This window comes from Amycolatopsis sp. NBC_00438, from assembly GCF_036026695.1.
Taxonomy (GTDB): Bacteria; Actinomycetota; Actinomycetes; order Mycobacteriales; family Pseudonocardiaceae; genus Amycolatopsis.
Genome location: NZ_CP107923.1, coordinates 6353232 through 6372894, shown reverse-complemented (window position 1 = coordinate 6372894; position 19663 = coordinate 6353232). Strand labels below are relative to the sequence as shown.

Annotated in this window: 20 protein-coding genes; 11 read left to right on the top strand and 9 right to left on the bottom strand. The window is 70.6% G+C overall.

Annotation, left to right across the window (positions count from 1 at the left end; all coding sequences use genetic code 11):
* Positions 1–18: 18 nt before the first annotated feature.
* The gene (ilvA, locus tag OG494_RS28440) at positions 19–1275 is read right to left on the bottom strand and encodes a threonine ammonia-lyase IlvA (RefSeq protein ID WP_328443826.1); all 1257 of its coding nucleotides are present in this window, start codon (positions 1273–1275) and stop codon (positions 19–21) included.
* Between the two features lie 44 nt (positions 1276–1319).
* On the bottom strand, positions 1320–2744 hold the full coding sequence (locus tag OG494_RS28435; RefSeq protein WP_328443824.1) for a short-chain fatty acyl-CoA regulator family protein: 1425 nt from the start codon (positions 2742–2744) through the stop codon (positions 1320–1322).
* A 229-nt stretch (positions 2745–2973) separates the two neighbouring features.
* On the opposite strand from OG494_RS28435, the gene aceA reads away from it, so the two are divergent.
* From aceA to OG494_RS28405, 6 genes are all read left to right on the top strand, one after another.
* Entirely contained in the window at positions 2974–4251 is a 1278-nt protein-coding gene (gene aceA / locus OG494_RS28430) for an isocitrate lyase (RefSeq protein ID WP_328443822.1), read from the top strand.
* 90 nt (positions 4252–4341) lie between these two features.
* Positions 4342–5949 (top strand): malate synthase A, encoded by a 1608-nt coding sequence (gene aceB / locus OG494_RS28425; protein WP_328443820.1) that lies wholly within the window; start codon positions 4342–4344, stop codon positions 5947–5949.
* Positions 5950–6089: 140 nt separating this feature from the next.
* Complete coding sequence (locus tag OG494_RS28420) at positions 6090–6287, top strand: DUF899 family protein (RefSeq protein ID WP_328443818.1); 198 nt, start codon at positions 6090–6092, stop codon at positions 6285–6287.
* Between the two features lie 5 nt (positions 6288–6292).
* Positions 6293–6838, top strand: a complete 546-nt coding sequence (locus OG494_RS28415; protein WP_328443816.1) for a DUF899 family protein — start codon at positions 6293–6295, stop codon at positions 6836–6838.
* A gap of 164 nt (positions 6839–7002) precedes the next feature.
* A complete protein-coding gene (locus OG494_RS28410) occupies positions 7003–7494 on the top strand; it encodes a SigE family RNA polymerase sigma factor (protein WP_328443814.1) in 492 nt (163 codons plus the stop codon).
* 10 nt (positions 7495–7504) lie between these two features.
* Positions 7505–8371, top strand: a complete 867-nt coding sequence (locus OG494_RS28405; protein ID WP_328443812.1) for a hypothetical protein — start codon at positions 7505–7507, stop codon at positions 8369–8371.
* Here OG494_RS28405 and OG494_RS28400 read toward each other — a convergent pair.
* Positions 8362–8895: a TetR/AcrR family transcriptional regulator gene (locus OG494_RS28400; RefSeq protein ID WP_328443809.1), complete on the bottom strand. Its 534-nt coding sequence runs from the start codon at positions 8893–8895 to the stop codon at positions 8362–8364. The genes OG494_RS28405 and OG494_RS28400 overlap by 10 nt on opposite strands.
* 98 nt (positions 8896–8993) lie before the next feature.
* On the opposite strand from OG494_RS28400, the gene OG494_RS28395 reads away from it, so the two are divergent.
* From OG494_RS28395 to OG494_RS28385, 3 genes are all read left to right on the top strand, one after another.
* Positions 8994–9452, top strand: coding sequence for a nuclear transport factor 2 family protein (locus OG494_RS28395; RefSeq protein WP_328443807.1), 459 nt, complete (start codon positions 8994–8996; stop codon positions 9450–9452).
* 73 nt (positions 9453–9525) lie between these two features.
* Positions 9526–10305 (top strand): class I SAM-dependent methyltransferase, encoded by a 780-nt coding sequence (locus OG494_RS28390; protein ID WP_328443805.1) that lies wholly within the window; start codon positions 9526–9528, stop codon positions 10303–10305.
* Positions 10306–10431: 126 nt separating this feature from the next.
* Positions 10432–10557 carry a hypothetical protein gene (locus tag OG494_RS28385; protein WP_328443803.1) on the top strand — a complete coding sequence of 42 codons (126 nt, stop codon included), beginning with the start codon at positions 10432–10434 and terminating at the stop codon, positions 10555–10557.
* A 12-nt stretch (positions 10558–10569) separates the two neighbouring features.
* Here the strand turns inward: OG494_RS28385 and OG494_RS28380 are convergent, their stop codons facing one another.
* Positions 10570–11847, bottom strand: coding sequence for a glycosyltransferase family 4 protein (locus tag OG494_RS28380; RefSeq protein WP_328443801.1), 1278 nt, complete (start codon positions 11845–11847; stop codon positions 10570–10572).
* Between the two features lie 123 nt (positions 11848–11970).
* On the opposite strand from OG494_RS28380, the gene OG494_RS28375 reads away from it, so the two are divergent.
* Complete coding sequence (locus OG494_RS28375; RefSeq protein ID WP_328443799.1) at positions 11971–13734, top strand: glycoside hydrolase family 2 protein; 1764 nt, start codon at positions 11971–11973, stop codon at positions 13732–13734.
* A 174-nt stretch (positions 13735–13908) separates the two neighbouring features.
* Here the strand turns inward: OG494_RS28375 and OG494_RS28370 are convergent, their stop codons facing one another.
* Entirely contained in the window at positions 13909–15027 is a 1119-nt protein-coding gene (locus tag OG494_RS28370; protein WP_328443797.1) for an ROK family transcriptional regulator, read from the bottom strand.
* An 89-nt stretch (positions 15028–15116) separates the two neighbouring features.
* Between OG494_RS28370 and OG494_RS28365 the strand changes: the two genes are divergently transcribed.
* Entirely contained in the window at positions 15117–16346 is a 1230-nt protein-coding gene (locus tag OG494_RS28365; RefSeq protein WP_328443795.1) for a YbiU family protein, read from the top strand.
* A 48-nt stretch (positions 16347–16394) separates the two neighbouring features.
* Here OG494_RS28365 and OG494_RS28360 read toward each other — a convergent pair whose 3' ends face one another.
* The 4 genes from OG494_RS28360 to OG494_RS28345 all read right to left on the bottom strand — a co-directional run bounded on the left by OG494_RS28360 (position 16395) and on the right by OG494_RS28345 (position 19628).
* Positions 16395–16625, bottom strand: a complete 231-nt coding sequence (locus OG494_RS28360) for a hypothetical protein (protein WP_328443793.1) — start codon at positions 16623–16625, stop codon at positions 16395–16397.
* 216 nt (positions 16626–16841) lie between these two features.
* Positions 16842–17330, bottom strand: coding sequence for a glutathione peroxidase (locus OG494_RS28355; RefSeq protein WP_328443791.1), 489 nt, complete (start codon positions 17328–17330; stop codon positions 16842–16844).
* Between the two features lie 16 nt (positions 17331–17346).
* Positions 17347–18858, bottom strand: a complete 1512-nt coding sequence (locus OG494_RS28350; protein WP_328443789.1) for a glycoside hydrolase family 57 protein — start codon at positions 18856–18858, stop codon at positions 17347–17349.
* Positions 18855–19628 (bottom strand): class I SAM-dependent methyltransferase, encoded by a 774-nt coding sequence (locus OG494_RS28345; protein WP_328443787.1) that lies wholly within the window; start codon positions 19626–19628, stop codon positions 18855–18857. The genes OG494_RS28350 and OG494_RS28345 overlap by 4 nt, the downstream gene beginning before the upstream one ends.
* Positions 19629–19663 lie beyond the last annotated feature (35 nt).

Genomic DNA, 19663 nt, shown 5'->3' with positions numbered 1-19663 from the left:
TCTAGTGGACCACAGCGCTCAGAGAAGGAAGTGGAAGAGGGGGCTCCCGGGCTCGATCCGCTCCACCTGCAGCGGGCTCGCGTCCATCCGCTCCAGCAGTCCCGGCAGGTCGGCCGAGCGTGGGATCTCGATGCCGACCAGCGCCGGCCCCATCTCGCGGTTGGTGCGCTTGACGTACTCGAAGCGCGTGATGTCGTCCTCCGGGCCGAGCACCTGCTCCAGGAACCGCCGCAGCGCGCCCGGCTCCTGCGGGAACCCGACCAGGAAGTAGTGCTTCAGCCCTTCGTGCATCAGCGAGCGTTCCAGGATCTCGCTGTAGCGGCTGACGTCGTTGTTGCCGCCGGAGACCACGACCACGACCGTCTGGCCGGGCTCGACCTCGACGACCGTGCCGAGCGACGCCGCGGCGAGCGCGCCCGCGGGCTCGGCGATGATGCCGTCCGACTGGTACATCGCCAGCATTTCGGTGCAGATCGCGCCTTCGGCGACCGACGTCAGCTCGGCGCCGCTCTCGCGGATCAGCGGGTAGGTGACGCTGCCGGCGATGCGCACCGCGGCGCCGTCGACGAACGTGTCGAGCTCGGGCAGCCGCACCGGGTGCCCCGCGGAAAGCGCCGCCGCCATGCAGGCCGCGCCCGCCGGTTCGACGCCGACGATCCGGACGTCGGGGTGCCGCTCCCGCAGGAAGCTGCCGACGCCCGCGAGCAGGCCGCCGCCGCCGACCGGGACGACCACGACGTCGGGGACGAAGCCGAGCTGCTCGATCACCTCCAGCGCCACCGTCCCCTGACCGGCGACGGTCCGGACGTCGTCGAACGCCGGCACCAGCGTCGCGCCGGTGCGCAGGGCGTCCTCGGTGGCGGCCGCGAAGGCGTCTTCGTACGTTTCGCCGACGACGATGACCTCGATGTGCGCGCCGCCGAGCGTCGCGATGCGCTCGCGCTTCTGCCGTGGCGTGGTCCCCGGGACGTACACGCGCCCGTTCGCGCCGAGGCGGCGGCACGCGTACGCGACGCCCTGCGCGTGGTTGCCCGCGCTCGCGCAGACGACGCCGAGAGCGCGCGTCGGGTCGTCGAGCTGGACGATGAAGTTGTAGGCGCCGCGGATCTTGTACGACCGGACGGTCTGCAGGTCCTCGCGCTTCACCCAGACCTGGGCGTCCACCCGGGACGACAGCCGCGCGCTCGGCTCCAGCGGCGTGCGGGTCACCACCCCGGCCAGCCGCTCGGCGGCCTTCTCGATGGTCGCCGCGGTCACCGTGTCGATGTCGTGCACCTGGTTGAATCTACGACTCGCGCGCGGAACCCGACCGGGTGCCCCTACCCCTTGGGCACGGCCGGATACGGGACGAACGTACTGGTGTTCTCGTCGACCGTGAGCTGCTTGCCGATCGTCGGGAACGCGCGCTGCGAGCAGGCCGGGCGTTCGCAGACTTTGCAGCCCATCCCGATCGGCGTGGCGGCCGCCGGTTCGTCCAGGTCCAGGCCCGTCGAATAGATCAGCCGCCCGGCGTGCCGCAGTTCGCAGCCCAGACCCACCGTGAACGTCTTTCCCGGGCTGCCGTAGCCGCCGATGTTGCGCGAAATCGTCCGCGCGATCCAGAAGTAGCTCTTGCCGTCGGGCAGCGTCGCGATCTGCGTCAGGATCTTGCCCGGCTGGGTGAACGCCTCGTAGATGTTCCACAGTGGACAGGCGCCGCCGACGCGGGAGAAGTGGAACCCCGCCGCGGACTGCCGCTTCGACATGTTCCCGGCCCGGTCCACACGCACGAAGGAGAACGGCACCGCGCGGTGCTTGGGCCGCTGCAAGGTGGACAGCCGGTGGCAGACGGTCTCGAAGCCGACGCCGTAGTGGTCGCACAGCCGCTCGATGTCGTAGCGGAAGCGCTCGGCCGCGGCCAGGAACGGTCCGTAGGGGAGGATCAGCGCTCCCGCGAAGTAGTTCGCCAGGCCGACGCGGGCCAGCGAGCGCGCGGCGGGGCCGGAAAACGCCCACGAGTCGGCCAGTTCGGTGATCAGGTCGTCGTACTCGAGCAGGGCGATCTGCGAAGCCATCCGGAACGCCTGCTGCCCGACGCGCAGGCTCGGCGCGAGCCGCAGCGTCCGGCTCAGCGGCTCGTATCGGTGCTGCTGTCCGGCGGCTTCGTCGATGCCGTCGCTGGTCACTTCGACGCCGTAGCGCTGGGAAAGACAGTCCTTCAGCGCGCTGAGCACCTGGCCGCGCTGCAACGGGATGTCGGCCGCCATCTTCTCGGCGCGTTCGTCCAGCTCGGCGACGTAGTTCTCGCGCTCGTAGAAGAAGTCGCGCACCTCCTCGTGCGGCAACGCCGACGCCGCGCTTCCGTGCAGGCCCAGGCCGTTTTCGGTGGTCAGCGCGGCAGTGTTCTCGACGGCGTTGCGGTAGCTGCGGTGCAGCTTGACCAGGGCCTGGGCGATCGCCGGCAGGTTCGTCGCCAGCTCGTTGAGCTCGCTCGTCGTCACGTCGACGCCGAGGGCTTCGTCGAGCAGCGCTTCCTTGACGTCGGCCACCAGCCGGGACGTGTCGTTGTTGGCGAAGAACTCGGTGTCCACGCCGAATGCCTGCGTGATCCGCATCAGGACGGGCACGGTCAGCGGGCGCGAGTTGTGCTCGATCTGGTTGAGGTAGCTCGGTGAGATCTCCAGCACACGGGCGAGGTCGGCCTGGCTCATCGCCCGGCTTTCGCGGAGGTGCCGCAGCCGCGCTCCGGCGAAAGTCTTCTCCATCCGTGCCCGCCTTTCCGGAAGGTTTCCTGCCCTGAACGGTTACGTGAACGGTCAAGAACGCGGATTTTCGTGGCCGTTGCGAACCAGCGATTCGCAACCTTTGCAAAGAGCGTACGTACCCTTCGCACAAATTGGCAAATTGGACGACTGGATCGGATTTCCCCTGCCGTGCAAGGGTCAGGCCAAGCAAGGCGAGCAATCGCAAACTTCGCAACACCGGGAGAGTCCGATGACCGAACAGGCCAAGCAGGCGGCCGCGGAGCTGACCGCGAAGTGGGCGAACGACCCCCGCTGGGCGGGCGTGCAGCGCTCCTACTCGGCCGAGGACGTCGTCAAGCTGCGCGGCAGCGTCGTCGAAGAGCACACCCTGGCCCGCCGCGGCGCGGAGAAGCTGTGGGACCTCCTGCACACCGAGGACTACATCCACGCGCTGGGCGCGCTCACCGGCAACCAGGCCGTCCAGCAGGTCCGCGCCGGCCTGCAGGCGATCTACCTGTCCGGCTGGCAGGTCGCGGCCGACGCCAACCTGGCCGGCCAGACCTACCCCGACCAGAGCCTCTACCCGGCCAACTCCGTGCCGGCCGTGGTCCGCCGGATCAACAACGCGCTGGGCCGCGCCGACCAGATCAACTGGGCGGAAGGCAACACCGACATCGACTGGTACGCCCCGATCGTCGCCGACGCGGAAGCGGGCTTCGGTGGCCCGCTCAACGCGTTCGAGCTGATGAAGGGCATGATCGCGGCCGGCGCCGCGGGCGTGCACTGGGAAGACCAGCTCGCGTCCGAGAAGAAGTGCGGCCACCTCGGTGGCAAGGTGCTGATCCCGACCAAGCAGCACGAGCGCACGCTGAACGCCGCCCGCCTCGCCGCCGACGTCCTCGACGTGCCGACCCTCGTGGTCGCCCGCACCGACGCGCAGGCCGCGACGCTGCTGACCAGCGACGTCGACGAGCGTGACCAGAAGTTCCTCACCGGCGGCCGCACCGCCGAAGGCTTCTACGAGGTCACCAACGGCATCGACCCGTGCATCGAGCGCGGCTTGGCCTACGCCCAGTACGCCGACCTGCTTTGGATGGAGACCTCGAAGCCGGACCTCGAGGTGGCGCGCAAGTACGCCGAGGCGATCAAGGCGAAGTTCCCGGACCAGATGCTGGCCTACAACTGCTCGCCGTCGTTCAACTGGAAGAAGCACCTGGACGACGCCACGATCGCGAAGTTCCAGCGCGAGCTCGGGCACATGGGCTACAAGTTCCAGTTCATCACGCTGGCCGGCTTCCACGCGCTGAACTACTCGATGTTCGACCTGGCGCACGGTTACGCCCGCGAGGGCATGACCGCCTACGTCGACCTGCAGGAGCGCGAGTTCGCGTCGGAGGCCCGTGGTTACACCGCCACGAAGCACCAGCGCGAGGTCGGCACCGGCTTCTTCGACCAGGTCGCGACCGCCCTGAACCCGACCAGCTCCACCACGGCGCTGAAGGGTTCCACGGAGGAAGCCCAGTTCTGACGCACTTCGCGGGCCGGCGGCGACCCCCTGCGCCGCCGCCCGCGGCCCCCACTTCCCTTCCCTGCACAGCTCTGCTCGCGGAGGCACCCCATGGTTGATCGACTGAACTACCGCATCGAGGTCACCGGGCCGGTCGAGGGCCGGTTCGCCGAAATCCTCACCCCGGCGGCACTCGACTTCCTGGCCAAGCTCGACAACACGTTCGCCGGCCGCCGGCGCGAGCTGCTCGACGCCCGCCGTGTGCGCCGCGAGGAGCTGCAGTCGGGGGAGCGCCCGCTCGGCTTCCTGCCCGAGACCCGCCGGATCCGCGACGACGAGTCGTGGAACGTCGCGCCGACCGCGCCGGGCCTGGAAGACCGCCGCGTCGAGATCACCGGCCCGACCGACCGCAAGATGACGGTCAACGCGCTGAACTCGGGCGCGAAGGTGTGGCTGGCGGACTTCGAAGACGCGACGTCGCCGACGTGGCACAACGTGATCGACGGCCAGCTCAACCTGTTCGACGCGATCCGCCGCAACATCGACTTCACCACCGAGGCCGGCAAGCAGTACACGATCGGCGACGACCCCGCGACGATCGTCGCGCGGCCCCGCGGCTGGCACCTGGTGGAGAAGCACATCCGCATCGACGGCCGTCCGGTGTCGGCGAGCCTGGTCGACTTCGGCCTGTTCTTCTTCCACAACGCCCGCCAGCTGGTGGCCCGCGGCGTCGGCCCGTACTTCTACCTGCCGAAGCTCGAGAACCACCACGAAGCGCGGCTGTGGAACGACGTCTTCCTTCTGGCGCAGCGCGAACTCGGCGTCCCGCGCGGCACGATCCGCGCCACCGTGCTGATCGAGACGATCACCGCCGCGTTCGAGATGGACGAGATCCTCTACGAACTGCGCGAGCACGCGGCGGGCCTGAACGCCGGGCGCTGGGACTACATCTTCAGCATGATCAAGAACTTCGCCGAGCACGGCGCCGACTTCGTGCTGCCGGACCGCGCGCAGGTCACCATGACCGTGCCGTTCATGCGGGCCTACACCGAGCTGCTGGTGCGGACGTGCCACAAGCGCGGCGCGCACGCCATCGGCGGCATGGCCGCGTTCATCCCGAGCAAGGACCCGGAGGTCACCGCGACCGCGCTCGACAAGGTCCGCGCCGACAAGGAACGCGAGGCCGGTGACGGTTTCGACGGTTCGTGGGTCGCGCACCCCGGTCTGGTCCCGGTCTGCCGCGAGGTCTTCGACGGCGTGCTCGGCGGCTGGCCGAACCAGCTCGGCAAGCTGCGCGAGGACGTCGACGTCACCGCGGAAGACCTGCTGGACGTCGCGAGCGCCGGCGGCGAGGTCACCGAAGCGGGTGTCCGCGCGAACATCAACGTCGCGCTGCGCTACGTCGACGCGTGGCTGCACGGCACCGGCGCGGCGGCGATCCACAACCTGATGGAAGACGCGGCCACCGCGGAGATCGCGCGCTGCCAGATCTGGCAGTGGATCCGCAACGGCACGAAGCTCGAGGACGGCACCGCGCTCACCCGCGAACTGGCGGTGGAGTTCCTGGACGACGAGCTGGCGTCGGTGCGCGCGGAACTCGGCGACGGCAATCGCCTGGGCGACGCGTACAAGATCTTCACCGAGACCGCGCTCGGCGAGAAACTGCCGAGCTTCCTCACCACCGGTGCCTACGCGCGGTACCTCACGGACGCCCGGTAGCAGGGCTCCGACGGTCCCTACCTGACGAGGGACCGTCGGCACCACACCCATGTTGGGATGGTGTGGTCCGGAACCGGTCCGACGGCGGTGGCTCCCCGCCGTCGGACCGGTTTCGCTTGTTTCGGCGTACCTTCCCGGGCATGAGCCTGCGCTTCCCGGGCGAGTCGCCGGAGTACCGCGTCGCGCGTGACAGCCTGCAACGCCGTGAGCTGCCGCCCGGCGGTCCGGTGCCCGAGGACTATTTCCTCCAAGGCGACAACGGCGAAGTGCGCCTGTCGGACCTGTTCTCGCCAGGCGACGACACTCTGGTCGTCTACCACTACACAGCGCGCGCCTGACCCTCGTGCAAGGTCCGTGCCCGTCCTGCACGGCGTTGCTCGACCAGCTCGACGGCGCGATGGAGCATTTTTCGCCCCACGCCGATTTCGCCGTTGTCGCACGAGCACCCATCGAGCACCTGCTGACGTTCGCCGCCGAACGAGGCTGGCGCCGACTGCGGTTGTTCTCGCGCGCGGGCACCACCTCTAGCCGGGACTATCACGCCGAAGTCGAGGACGGCAGCGCACTGCCGATGCTCAACGTCTTCCACCGCGGCGACGACTGGATCCGCCACTTCTGGGGCTCCGAGCTGCTGTACGAGCCGGCCGAACCGGGCCAGGACCCGCGCCACGCCGGGACGATCGAGCCGGTGTGGAGCCTGTTCGACCTCACCCCGCGCGGCCGTGGTCCGGATTGGGACGAACAGCTCAGCTACTGCTCACGACGTCACTTCACCGCGTACGCCCGGAGCACGGTTTGCCGCACCGTGTTCGCGCCGCGCGGGCAGCCCCCGCACGTCCGGGCCGCTGACCAGCACCTGGTCGCGGCGGGAGCGCCGAGCACGCGATGATCGGTTTCTCATCGGATCGATCTTCGCTGTCGATGGACTTTCCGCCTCCTGGAACGGGGCCGGCGTGAGCGGAAATTGCCCGCTCACGGAATTCGCGGCGATCCGGGGCAACCCCACCGGCGTCCGGCCCGGTTGGACAGAGTGGAAGGCGACGAGGAGGACGAGTGAGACGTTCGGACGAAACGGGGTACCGCGACTACGTCACGGCCCGGATGGAGGGCCTGCGGCGCACCGCGTACCTGCTCTGCCGGGACTGGCACCTCGCGGACGACCTGGTGTCGATCACGATCGGGAAGCTGTACCGCCACTGGCCGCGGGCCCGGCAGATGGAATTTCTCGACGCGTACGTGCGCCGGATCCTCGTGCGGACGTGGCTGGACGAGAAGGGCCGGGCGTGGCGGCGCGAAGAGCCGACCGAGACCGTGCCCGATCCCGCGGTGCTGCCGAGCGACGACGTCGTGGCCCGTCTCGGCCTGCTCGAACTGCTCGACGCGCTGCCGCCGCGGCGCCGGGCGGCCGTGGTCCTGCGCTACTACTGCGACCTCTCCATCGAGGAGACGGCCGAGATCCTCGACTGCTCCGCCGGGACGGTCAAGAGCCAGACCGCGCGCGGGCTCGACACCCTGCGCGTGCTGATCGCCGCGGGCCGGAACTGAGGGAGGGCACATGAGCAAGGAACTGTTCGACGAGGCGATCGGCGCTGTCCCGCCATCCACTGTGGACGTCGACGCGGTGCTGGACCGGGAACGTCGCCGTGCGCGGGTGCGCAGAGTGGCGAACCCGTGGACCGCGGCCGGTGCGGGCGTCGCGGCGGTGGCCGTCGGCGCGGCGCTGGTGTTCGTGCCCGGCGGCGCCGGTGGGACGGCGGTGGTTCCCGGCGCGAGTGGCACGCCGTCGGCGCCGCCGACCCCCGCATCGTGCGGGTTCGACCCGCGGCCGACCGGGCCGCCGCTGAGCCAGAACCCGGCAGGGGTCGCCACCCGGCTCACGCCGGTGTTGAAGGCGGCCGTCCAGCAGCGAGTCGCCGCGGGGACGCAGCTGACCGCGCACGCCGAGGGCGAATACCCGAAGGGGACCCAGCACGGGCCGCTGACCTTCTACCACGTGTTCTCCGCGCCGGTGCTGAAAGACGGCGGCGTGTGCAGCGGCGGTGAGGACTACTTCATGGCCGCGGCGACGACGGCCGACGGGCCGCGGAGGGGCAACGTCTGGGCCATGGTGACCCGGCTCGGTGGCGTCAACGGCCCCCCGACCGAGTGCTCCAACCCGCCGAACGACATGACGGGGTCGTGCTCCAAGACGACCGGGCCGCACGGCGAGATCGTCGTCGAATCGACGATGACGAGCCCCGGCGGTCCCACGGTCGACCGCTCGACAGTCACCAAGCCCGACGGGACCGGGGTCATCGTGGAGGCACAGAACGTCGCCGGAAGCGCGAAACTGGACGGCGAGCCCGAGATGCCGGCGCCGCCGCTGAGCCTCGCCCAGCTGACGGAGGTGGCACTCGACCCGGGGTTGACGCTCTACCCCTGAGCGGCGAGGAGGACCTTCGCGGCCGCACGGGCCGTGCTCGCCTCGCCCGGGTCACCGGTGATCGCGGCGAGCACGGTCGCGCCCTCCACCAGCGAAAACAGCTGGTCGGCGACGCCGTGGTCAGGAACGAGACCACGCAGGTAGGCCCGCAGTTCGTCCTTGTGCTTGCGGATCGCGGCGGCGATCCCGGGCGCCGGTTCGCCGAACTCGCCGAACGAGTTGACGAACGCGCAGCCACGGAAGCCGGGCTCGCGGAACCAGTCGTGCAGCCAGTCGAAGACGGCGAGCGGGTCGTCGCCGCGGACGTGGACGAATTCGCGCAACGACCGCCGCCAGCGTTCATCTCGGCGCAGGAGGTAGGCCTCGACCAGGTCGTTCTTGGCCGGGAAGCGCTGGTAGAGCCGTTTGAGCGAGACGCCGGAGCGCGCGCGGATGGCGTCCATTCCGACGGCCTGCACGCCGTGGGCGTAGAAGAGTTCTTCGGCGGCTTCCAGCAGCCGGTCGGTCGCCTCCGTGGGATCCATGTCACCTGCCTCTGGTGCGGAGAATGGGCGTTCTCTATTCTAGCGGGAGGCCGGGAGAACGAACGTTCTCTCGGTTCCGGTCCCGGAAGGAGACGTCCATGGCCCCGCGCCCGCCGTTCCCGCCGTTCGACGAGGACACCGCCCGCCAGAAGGTCCAGGCGGCCGAGGACGCGTGGAACACCCGCGACCCGGAGCGCGTCTCGCTGGCCTACACCGAGGATTCGGTGTGGCGCAATCGCGACCAGCACGTCGTCGGCCGCGCGCGGATCGTCGAGTTCCTGACCGCGAAGTGGGAGCGTGAACTGGACTACGCCCTGCGCAAGGAGCTGTGGGGGTTTCGCGGTAACCGCATCGGCGTCCGCTTCCAGTACGAGTCCCGCACCGCCGACGGCCGGTGGTTCCGCAGCTACGGCAACGAGCTGTGGGAGTTCAGCGACGAAGGCCTGATGCTCCGCCGCGAGGCGAGCATCAACGACGTCCCGATCGCGGAGGCCGACCGCCGCATCTTCGGCCCGCGCCCCGAGTCCGAGTACGGCGTCCTGCTGCCGGTCTTCTAGCCGTCTTTCGCCCACGGTCCGCCGTGAGCGGAACCCGCCCGCTCGGACGGTTCCGTCGGCATCCTCGGGGGTCATGACGGCACCGGCGTTCGGCGGCGAAGTGAGCGACTACTACCAGCGGTTCCGCCGCGGCTACCCACCCGAAGTCGCAGATGCCCTGGTCGGCGTCTTTGGTCTCATGCGCGACGACGTCGTTCTCGACCTCGGCTGCGGCACCGGCCAGCTCACACGGGTCCTGGCGCCGCGCGTCGGCGCCGTGCTGGGCATGGACTCGGAACCGGACATGCTGGCCGAAGCCCGCCGGGCGACGGCCGAGCCGAACATCGGCTGGGTGCTCGGCGCGGACACCGACCTCGGTGCCCTGACGACGGCCCTCGGTCCCGGCCGGCTGGGCGCGGTGACGGTGGCGCAGGCGTTGCACTGGATGGACCACGAGCGGCTGTTCGCGGCGGTGCGCCCGCTCCTGCGCGCGGGCGGCGGTGTCGCCGTGGTGACCAACGGCGAGCCCCTGTGGCTCCAGGACACCGCGTGGTCGGCCGCGCTACGACAGCTCATGGCCGACCATCTCGGCGTCCCGCTGCACCGGACGTGCGGCACGGACGCGTCGAGCCAGGAGCGCTACCGCGAGGCGCTCTCGGCCGCGGGATATACCGTCGACCTGCGAGTTGTCGACTACTCGGCCACGCTCACCGTCGAGGAGATCGTCGGTGGCGTGTTTTCGGCGATGAGCCCGGAGCAGCTCCCGGCCCCGGCGGCGAGGCCGGAGTTCACCGAGCGCGTCCGGCGCGCGATCGAGCCCCACGGCCCTCTGCGTGAACGCGTCCGGGTCCGGATCCTGACCGGCGTCCGCTGACGGCGAACCGGTCACGGAAGGCGATTGCGTAGCCGCCCGTGGTGTTCTCCCTATTGTTTCGCCGGGAGGTGGCGCGGATGCTCGCAGCGTGGTGCCCATCGCGCCACTGCTCCCCGAGGAGTCCCGATGACCAGCAGGTTGAGCGCCGTCCTCGTCGCTCTTGTGGCCCTTATCGCCTTCGCGTCCGTCGCCGCCGCGGCTACGGCCTCGCCCGCGGCGCGCCCGGACCGCGTCCAGGTCCGCCACTTCTGAGCCGGCCGGTACCTACAGTTCCGGGATCCCGGCCGCGACCGGTTCGAACGCGTTGCCGGTGGCGATCTTCGGCCGCGGCAGCTCCACCGGCTCGCCCGGCTTCGTGCGCCGGTAGACCTCGACGGTCGCCTCGGCGATCCGGCCCCAGTCGAAGTCGGCGGCCAGCCGTGCCTGCGCGGCCTGGGCCCGCCGCGCCGCGGCGTCCGCGTCGTTCAGCACTGCTGTCACCGCGTCGGCCAGCGCGCCGACGTCGCCGGGACTGAACGCCAGCCCGGTCTCACCGTGGACGACGACCTCGCCGAGCCCTCCGGCGGTCGACGCCACGAGCGGCGCCTTCGCGGCCGCGGCCTCCAACGCGACGATCCCGAACGGCTCGTACCGGCTGGGCAGGACGACGGCGTCGGCCGCGGCCAGCGCCGCACGCAGGTCCCGGTCGGACAGGTGCCCGACGAAGTCGACCGCGCGCCGCACCCGTAGCTTCCGCGACTGCTCGACCAGTTCGTCGAAGTGTCGTCCTTTCCCGGCGACGACCACCCGCGTGCCAGGGTGCCGACGTCGGATGCGGGGGAGTGCGGCCAGCAGGTCCTGGACGCCTTTCTCCCATTCGAGCCGGCCGAAATAGAGCAACAGCGGCGCGCCGGCCGGGCTGTAGGCCTTGCGCGCGTGGGCGATTTCGTCGGCCGGCACCTGCCAGCCGCGTTCTTCGATACCGTTGTGGATCACCGTGACGTCGCCGGCCTCGATCTCGAAGAGGTGCGCGACCTCGCGGCGCATGGCCTGCGAGCAGGTGATCACGGCGTCCGCGCGGTTGGCCAGCCACCACTCGACCGAGTGAACTTGCTGGTTCAGCGGGTGCGACAGCCAGCCGGAGTGCCGGCCGGCCTCGGTGGCGTGGACCGTGCCGACCAGCGGCACCCGCGCGGCCTCGGCGATCGCGATGGCCGGGTGCGCGACCAGCCAGTCGTGCGCGTGGACGACGTCCGGTTGCCAGCTCCGCAGCAGGTCCTGCGCGGCGCGGACCATGGCGTGCCCCATCGCGAGGGTCCAGGCGACGAGGTCGCGCTCGAAGGTCACATGCATCGGGTCTTCGGCCACCCGGATGATCCGCACGCCCTCGACGACGCGGTCGGTGCGCGGGTGCGTCCCGGCGTCGGTCCCGGCGGCGTGCCGGCACAGGACGACGACCTCGTGACCCTGCTCGGCCAGGTGACAGGCGAGCGCGTGCACGTGCCTGGCCAGGCCACCGATGGCCACGGGCGGGTACTCCCAGGACAGCATCAGCACACGCATGGGCAGAGGTTACTCGCGAGTCGCAAGGCCTCGACGGAGCCCGGGGAACGCGGCCTCGTGAGCCCACCTCGATGTGACGTCGATCACTGGCTCGCGGGCACGGCTCTGTCATCATCGGCCGGGATGACTGCTCCCGAAGACACCGGCTGGCGGCGGCTCGACCCCGTCCTGCCGACCCCGTGGTCCGGTGATGTCGGCCCGGACAACGCGCTGCCCGAGTACCCGCGACCCCAGCTGACCCGGCCTCGCTGGCTGAACCTCAACGGCGTCTGGGAGTACGCGGGCTGGCCGGCGGCGGCGACGGAGCCCCGGCCGTCGGGCTACGCCGAGCGGATCCTGGTCCCGTTCCCGCCGGAGTCGGCGTTGTCCGGAATCGGCCGGCGCGACGAGGTCCTCTGGTACCGCCGCCTCGTCGAGATCCCGGACGACTGGCGCGGCGACCGTGTCCTGCTGCACTTCGGCGCGGTCGATCAAAAGGCCCAGGTCTGGGTCAACAACCAGCTGGTCGCGACCCACGAGGGCGGTTACACGGCGTTCAGCGCGGACATCACCGACGTCCTGCGGTCGGCGGGTCCACAGGAGCTGACCGTCCGCGCCGAGGACCGCACCGACATCGAGCCCTTCCCGGTCGGCAAGCAGCGCAACGCGCCTGGCGGAATTTGCTACACGGCGTCGTCGGGCATCTGGCAGACGGTCTGGCTCGAGCCGGTGCCCGCGGCCCGCGTCGAACGGCTGGAGTTGACCCCGGACCTCACCGGCGTGACGGTGTTCCCGCAGGTCACGGGCGGCGACGAGGTCGTGGTCGTCCTTTCGTCCACAGGCGGCGAGGTGGCGCGCGGCTCGGGCGCGGCGGGGACGTCGGTGCGCGTGGACGTTCCCGAACCACACCTCTGGACCCCCGACGACCCGCACCTCTACACCATGGAAGTCCGGCTGCTCGACCACCACGGCGCGGTCCTGGACGAGGTCGGCGCCTATACGGGCCTCCGGACGATCGGCCTGGTCCCCGACGCCGAAGGCCGGCCGCGGATCGCCCTCAACGGCCGGATCACCTTCCTCCACGGCCCGCTTGACCAGGGCTACTGGCCCGACGGCATCTCGACCGCCCCGACCGACGACGCGTTGCGCTTCGACCTCGAAAAGACGAAAGACCTGGGCTTCAACTTCGTCCGCAAACACGTGAAGGTCGAGCCGGCCCGCTGGTACTTCTGGGCCGACAAGCTGGGGCTGGTCGTCTGGCAGGACATGCCGTCGCTGACGGTGTCATTCGACGGCCCGCCCGGCATCGCGCCGGACCCGGTCCCCCAGGCACGCGAGCGGTTCGAAGCCGAACTGATCAAAATGATCACACAGCTGCGCGCGGTCCCGTCGATCGTCGGCTGGGTGCCGTTCAACGAGGGCTGGGGCGAGTACGACACGGCCCGTGTCGCGGAACTGGTCAAGACCCTCGACCCGTCCCGGCTGGTGATCGCGAACAGCGGCGTCAACTGCTGCTTCTCACGTCCTGACACCGGCGCGGGTGACGTCTACGACGACCACACGTACGTCGGCCCGGGTGAGCCGACGGTCCACGACGCTCGCGCGATCGTCGACGGCGAGTACGGCGGCCTCGGCCTGGTCCTCGACGACCACCGCTGGCCCGGCCCGCCGAACGCGTACGAGATGACACTGACGTCGGAGGGGCTCACCGAGTGCTACGCGGAGGTGAGCGTCCGCTTGGAGCGAGTAGTCGCGGAGCGCGGCCTGTCCGGCGCGATCTACACCCAGATGACCGACGTCGAAAACGAGGTCAACGGCCTGCTGACGTACGACCGCCAGGTGCTGAAAGTCGACCCGGCGATCGTGGCGAAGCGCGTCCGCGCGGTGATCGACGCGGGTTCCGGCTGATTTCCGGCAACGGCCGCACACCGTGCCGCCGCCGAGCTGTCGTTCGTCTTTGGCCCGTCGTGCCGTCGTGCCGCCTGCCCGCCGTGCCGTCCCCGGCCGACGTCCGACTTTCGGCACTGTCCGGATGTCGTCGGCGGTCGTCCGCTTTTCGGCAACCGGAGGCCGCGATCGTGGCTAGGTCTCGGCGACGACCGCGAGCAGGGCGTCGCGGCCGTGGTCGAGGGCGGACAACAGCGCCCCGCGCAGGGCCGCCGAGTCCGTCACCGCGCCCGCCTCCACCCGGACCGGGCCCGGCGCGGCCGCGGTGACCGTCCGCCGGATTTCGGCCACGAGTCCCGGGCGGCTGCCGGCCGGGCCGCCCAGCAGGACGACGTCCGGGTCGACGATGGTGCAGATCGCGGCCACGGCCCGGCCGAGCGTCGCGCCGAGCAGCCGTAGCGCCTCGACGGCCACGGCATCGCCCTCGGCCGCCTGGTCGAGTGTGGTCAGAATTCTGTCGACGTCCAGCGACGGCGCCTCCGGCCTGCCGAAACCTTGGCCGGCCAGTGCCTCGGCGAGCGTCGCGCCGGAGCTGTCCAGGTAGCCGATTTCGCCCGCCAGGCCGTGCGCGCCGCGCACCAGTTGGTCGCCGACGTACAGGCTGACGCCGAGCCCGGCCCCGACATAGACGTAGGCGAAGCTCTTCGCGTCCCGCGCCGCGCCTTCCCGGCGTTCGGCGAGCGCCGAGAAATTGACGTCGTTGTCGAGCAGGACGTCCCGGCCGAGCTCGCCGGCCCGGATTGTCCCCTCCGGGAACGGCGACCCGGACAGCGCGACAACCTCGTGCGTTACGGGGTCGACCGGGTTGGCCACCGAGACCGCCGTCGCGCGGATCGGCCCCGGCCCGCCGTCGCTCGCGGCGGCAACGGCCGCGCGGACCGCCGTGGTCATCGGGCGACCATCCGGCGAGTGGCGGCCGGTCGCCAGGACCGCACCGGTCAGGTCGGCCGTCACCGTGCGGATGCCCTGCTGGTTGACCTCCGCGGCGACGACGCGTCCGGCGTCCGCGGCCAGTTCGTAGAACGTCGCGATCCGCCCGCGGCGGCCGGTCTGGTCGGTGCCGGTGGCCCGCAGCGCACCCGCCTTCTCCAGCCGGCGGACGGACTCGGAGATGGTCGGCTTCGAGATCCCGGTGGTCGCTGCCAGTTCGGCGCGCGTGGTCCGCTGGTGGACGAAGACGTGGTCGAGCACCGCGCGGTCGGTCATGGCCCGCAGCATCGCCAGGCGCGGGAGCGGCCGGTCGGGGTCGGACATCGCACCTCTTGTGGCCGGGAAGGGACGGGGTTACCGTAGCGAGGACATTCTAGTAAGGAGTCCTAACCAAAAGATCGCGAAGGACACCGATGACCACCACAGAACTGCCTGTGAACATGTCCGAGGCCATCACGCGGACCAAGAGCGAACTGCGCGCGCGGGTCGGCGACGTCGCCGGCGCGTTCGCCGAAGTCCGGGAGTGGATGCGGCGAGAGGTCGACACCGTGGCCGCCGACCAGGAAGCCTTCCCCGTTGTCCGGTTCCGCGACATCGCCGACGGGACCGTGCCGCAGCGAACCGTGGACGCTGTCCGGCGACGCGGCTGCGCCGTCGTCAAGGGCACCTTCGCGCGCGAAACGGCCGAAGGCTGGGACGCCGAGCTCGCCGCGTACCTCGCCGGCAACGACTTCGCGGGCACCTACCAAGGCCCGGCCGACGACGTCTTCGCCGGGCTCGCTTCCGGTCAGCCGCAGATCTACCCGGTCTACTGGTCGAAGCCGCAGATCCAAGCTCGCCAGCACGAGCACATGGTCGCCGTCCGGCGATTCCTCAACTCCTTCTGGCGGCACGAATCCGAAGGCCGCATCTGGTTCGACCCCGATCGCGACACGGCCTACCCCGACCGCATCCGCCGCCGCGCGCCCGGCTCGGCGTCGCTCGGGTTGTCGGCCCACACCGACTCCGGTTCGGTCGAACGCTGGCTTCTGCCCGCCTACCAGCAGGTGTTCCGCCACGTCTTCACCGGAAACTGGCAGAAGTACGACCCGTGGGACGGCGCCCACCGCACCGAAGTCGACGAGTTCCCGTCCACAGTCATGTGCTCGGCTTTCCGGACCTTCCAGGGCTGGACGGCGTTGTCGGAAATGCGACCGGGCGACGGCGTCCTGCAGGTGGTGCCGATCCCGTCGGCTATCGCGTACGTCCTGCTTCGCGCCCTTCAGGACGACATCCCCGACGACGACCTCTGCGGCGCGGCCAACGGCCAGGCCTTGCCCGTCAGCGACAAATACCACGACGACCTGCTGCCCGCGCTGACCTCGATCCCCGCCGTCGAACCGGGCGACACAGTCTGGTGGCACGGCGACGTCATCCACGCCGTCGCCGATGGCACCAATCCGGATCGCTGGGGAAACGTCATGTACATCCCGGCGAGCCCGCATTGCGCGAAGAACGCCGCGTACGCCGAAAGGTGCGGCCGCGCATTCCTGGCCGGCAAGAGCCCGGGCGATTTCGCGCCGGAAGACTACGAAGTGAACTGGACCGGCCGCGCCTCGGTCGACGATCTCAATGATGTCGGACGCGCCCAGCTCGGGTTGTGAAACGTGCCGGGGCGGGCGGCCACCGCCCCGGCACGGCGGAGCCGGGATCTACAGATGCAACCAGAGTCCCAGGTGGATGCCCAGGATGTTGATGTGCCCGTGGTGATGGTGGTGGCCGACGCACAGCAGGCAGTGGCGCGCCTGGCCGGCCGCGTCGGACTGCGACGCGACCGGTGCGGCCGACGCGGCTGACGCGGTGCCCACCGCCGGTCCGGCCAGCAGCAGCCCGAGTGCCACGGGGAACGCGGCCAGCGCGGCCCGGCGTCTGGAGGTGCTCATCGGTGATCCCTTCCTCGCACACGACGACGCCGGAATGGGCGTCGTGAAAAGTATTCGGTGCGGAGAGGGGAAAGCGGCAGGCTGATCACCCGGGGTTCGACCGTCCGGATCACGGCAACCGTTTTCAGGCGCGTTTCCGTGATACCCGAACGGCCGCTGAAACCCGTCGATCCGGTGAATTCCGGGGACGCCGGGGGAGCACGTCCCGGGCCGCCGTCACGCGGGCAGGGCCGCCTCGATGGCCTTGACGACCGCCTCGTCCTCGGGCTCGGTGCGCGGCCGGAACCGCGCCAGGACCTCGCCGTCGGCGCCGACGAGGAACTTCTCGAAGTTCCACTGGACGTCGCCGGACGCGCCCTCGGCGTCCTCCGTCTTCGTCAGCTCCGAGTACAACGGGTGCCGGTCGTCGCCGTTGACGTCGATCTTCTCGAACAGCGGGAAGGTGACGCCGTAGGTCGTCGAGCAGAACGTCTGGATCTCGTCCGCGCTGCCCGGCTCCTGCCCGGCGAACTGGTTGCACGGAAAACCGACCACGGAGAAGCCCTGGGCGCCGAAACGCTCCTGCAGCCGCTCCAAGCCGGAATACTGCGGGGTCAGGCCGCACTTCGACGCGACGTTGACCACCAGCAGCGCTTTGCCGGCCAGCGAGGCCAGCGAGCTGTCCTGCCCGTCGAGCGTCTTAACCGGAATTTCGTGGATCCCCATCCGATGGGTCCTCTCTCTAGTGCTTGAGCGCCCGGGCGTCGAGGTGCCCGAACGGTCCGTCGTCGGCGCGGTAGGCCGCGGCCAGCTCTTCGCCTCGCGCGCGGTCGCCGCGGCGCAACGCCCCGGCCAGCGCGTCGAAGCGTTCGGTGTGCACCGCGGCCCGGCGCCGCGCGTAGTCGGCGGCGGAGTCCTTGGTGACCATGAACGCCCAGTCGCTTTCCAGCGCCAGCATCGCCTCGGCGACGGCCTGGTCGGCGACGGCGTCCCGAGCCGTGGTCGGCAAATCGGCGACGAGGTCCAGCAGCCGCTTCTGCAACGCCGTGTTGGCCTCGACCATGTCCTGGACCTGCTCGCCGTCCCAGACGCGCCAGTCCTTGCCCGACCCCCACGACGACGAGGGCAGGTCGATCGACGGCCCGACGTGCCCGGCTTCGAGTGCGCCCTTGAGCGTTGTCACCCGCACCCCGGCCTCGGGTAGCGCGCGCAGCACACCCTCCAGCCAGGCCGGTCCTTCGTGCCACCAGTGCCCGAACAACTCCGTGTCGTACGCGGCGACTACGAGCGACTCGCGCCCGTGTTGCGCCTTCAGCGACCGCAGCCGCGTCACGACCGTGTCGACGAAATCCTTGACGTGCAGACCCAGCACGTCCGCGGCGAGCGACGGATCGTACGGCGCCTTGTCGGCCGGCTCGACGGTCTTGCCGGTGACGCGCGACGCCTTGAGGCCGACCTCGTGCGCCCACGTGTGGAAGTCGCGGTACGCGGCGTGGCCGGGGTAGCCGGCCTTCGGCGACCAGACGCGGTAGGTGACCTCGAGGTCGCGCCCGAAGGCGAGGACATCGCTGTCGCCGACCGGCCGCGCGGCCCAGGTCTCGCCGCGCAACGACGGCCCGTCGACCATGAACCGGCGAACGCCCGCGGCCGCGTAGTCGTTTTCCAGGCCAGGCGCGTAGCCGCACTCCGGCGCCCAGATCCCCTCGGGCCGCGAGCCGATCCGCAACGCCGTGTCGGCGAGTCCCGCGTTCAGCGCGAACTCCCGCACCCGCGGGTCCAGCAGCGGCTGGAACGGGTGGGCCAGCGGCCCGCCGAGCACCTCGATGGTCGAGTTGTCGACCAGGGACCGCAGGATCGGGGAGAAGCCGTGCCGCCAGCGCGTTCCGAGTTCTTCGGCCGCGCGGACCGCGCTCTGGTGCTCGGCCGCGGCCAGCTCGCGCAGGATCGGGTCGCCGCGCCACAGCGTCGACGCATGCTGGGCGCGCAGCTGCCAGTGGCCGAGCCAGTCGTGGCAGGCGCGGATGCTGTACGGGTCGTCGAGCTGCGCGGCGAGCACCGGCGTCATGCCGAGCGTCAGCACGTCACGGCGGCCTTCGGCAGCGAACCGTTCGAGCAGGTCGACCATCGGCAGGTACGAATGCGCCCACGCCTGGTAGAGCCATTCCTCGCCGACCGGCCAGGTCCCGTGGTGCGGCAGCCACGGCAGGTGGCTGTGCAGGACGAGGCAGAACGTGCCCTCGTAGTCGTCGGTCATCGGCGCACCGCCACGGCGATCAGGTCCAGGCCGGCGTCGAGGTCGTCGCCGTGGATGTCGAACCCCGTGGCCTCGATCGCGGCGACGTCGGAGAGCAGCTCCGCCGGCCAGACGGCCTGCCCGGGCAGCTCACCCATGACGACGTCCAATTGCGCGTCGATGATCGAGCCGCCGTACCGGACGTCGAGCGCGCGGACGGCCTCGCCGTGGTGCAGGCCGTGCAGCGTCTCGACCTCGAAACCGGCGTCGGTGAGGAGCCCGGCCAGCTCGGCCGGCGCCAGCTCCCGGGTGTGGTACGGATTCAGCGGAGTGTCGCTGTCCGGGGTGAAGGTGAGCCGGTTCGGGGTCGTGACCAGCAGCTTTCCTCCTGGCGACAACACCCGCCGGCACTCGGCGAGGAACCCCGCCTGGTCCCAGAGGTGCTCGATGACCTGGAAATTGGCCACGACGTCCACCGAGGCGTCCCGCAGTGGCAGGTATGCCAGATTGGCTCGCGCGACGGCGACCTCGGGGTAGCGGCGGGCGACGTGCTCGGTGGTCGGCACGTCGTAGTCCAGTGCGAGCACCCGGCGGGCCGTGGTCGCGAGAAGACCGGCGCCGTAGCCCTCGCCGCAACCGGCTTCGAGCACCGTCGCGCCGGCGCAGTGGGGGAGCAGTGCGACGTACGCGGCTTCGTGGCGCCTGAACCAATAATTCTCGACGTCGATGCCGGGGACGGTCCGTTCGCCGGTCAGGTGCAGCGCCTCGGCCCGGGTGGCTGGGGTGGTCACCTCCGCGACCCTAGCGGTGTCACGTCCGGCACGGC

Bases quoted from the DNA above. Each gene is read 5' to 3' on its own strand.
- OG494_RS28390 (WP_328443805.1), top strand. From the start codon at position 9,526: ATGACGGCACCGGCGTTCGGCGGCGAAGTGAGCGACTACTACCAGCGG.
- OG494_RS28350 (WP_328443789.1), bottom strand. From the start codon at position 18,858: ATGACCGACGACTACGAGGGCACGTTCTGCCTCGTCCTGCACAGCCAC.
- aceB (WP_328443820.1), top strand. From the start codon at position 4,342: ATGGTTGATCGACTGAACTACCGCATCGAGGTCACCGGGCCGGTCGAG.
- OG494_RS28400 (WP_328443809.1), bottom strand. From the start codon at position 8,895: ATGGATCCCACGGAGGCGACCGACCGGCTGCTGGAAGCCGCCGAAGAA.
- OG494_RS28435 (WP_328443824.1), bottom strand. From the start codon at position 2,744: ATGGAGAAGACTTTCGCCGGAGCGCGGCTGCGGCACCTCCGCGAAAGC.
- OG494_RS28405 (WP_328443812.1), top strand. From the start codon at position 7,505: ATGAGCAAGGAACTGTTCGACGAGGCGATCGGCGCTGTCCCGCCATCC.
- OG494_RS28370 (WP_328443797.1), bottom strand. From the start codon at position 15,027: ATGTCCGACCCCGACCGGCCGCTCCCGCGCCTGGCGATGCTGCGGGCC.
- OG494_RS28375 (WP_328443799.1), top strand. From the start codon at position 11,971: ATGACTGCTCCCGAAGACACCGGCTGGCGGCGGCTCGACCCCGTCCTG.
- OG494_RS28385 (WP_328443803.1), top strand. From the start codon at position 10,432: ATGACCAGCAGGTTGAGCGCCGTCCTCGTCGCTCTTGTGGCCCTTATC.
- OG494_RS28395 (WP_328443807.1), top strand. From the start codon at position 8,994: ATGGCCCCGCGCCCGCCGTTCCCGCCGTTCGACGAGGACACCGCCCGC.
- OG494_RS28365 (WP_328443795.1), top strand. From the start codon at position 15,117: ATGACCACCACAGAACTGCCTGTGAACATGTCCGAGGCCATCACGCGG.
- OG494_RS28380 (WP_328443801.1), bottom strand. From the start codon at position 11,847: ATGCGTGTGCTGATGCTGTCCTGGGAGTACCCGCCCGTGGCCATCGGT.
- OG494_RS28355 (WP_328443791.1), bottom strand. From the start codon at position 17,330: ATGGGGATCCACGAAATTCCGGTTAAGACGCTCGACGGGCAGGACAGC.
- aceA (WP_328443822.1), top strand. From the start codon at position 2,974: ATGACCGAACAGGCCAAGCAGGCGGCCGCGGAGCTGACCGCGAAGTGG.
- OG494_RS28420 (WP_328443818.1), top strand. From the start codon at position 6,090: ATGAGCCTGCGCTTCCCGGGCGAGTCGCCGGAGTACCGCGTCGCGCGT.
- OG494_RS28360 (WP_328443793.1), bottom strand. From the start codon at position 16,625: ATGAGCACCTCCAGACGCCGGGCCGCGCTGGCCGCGTTCCCCGTGGCA.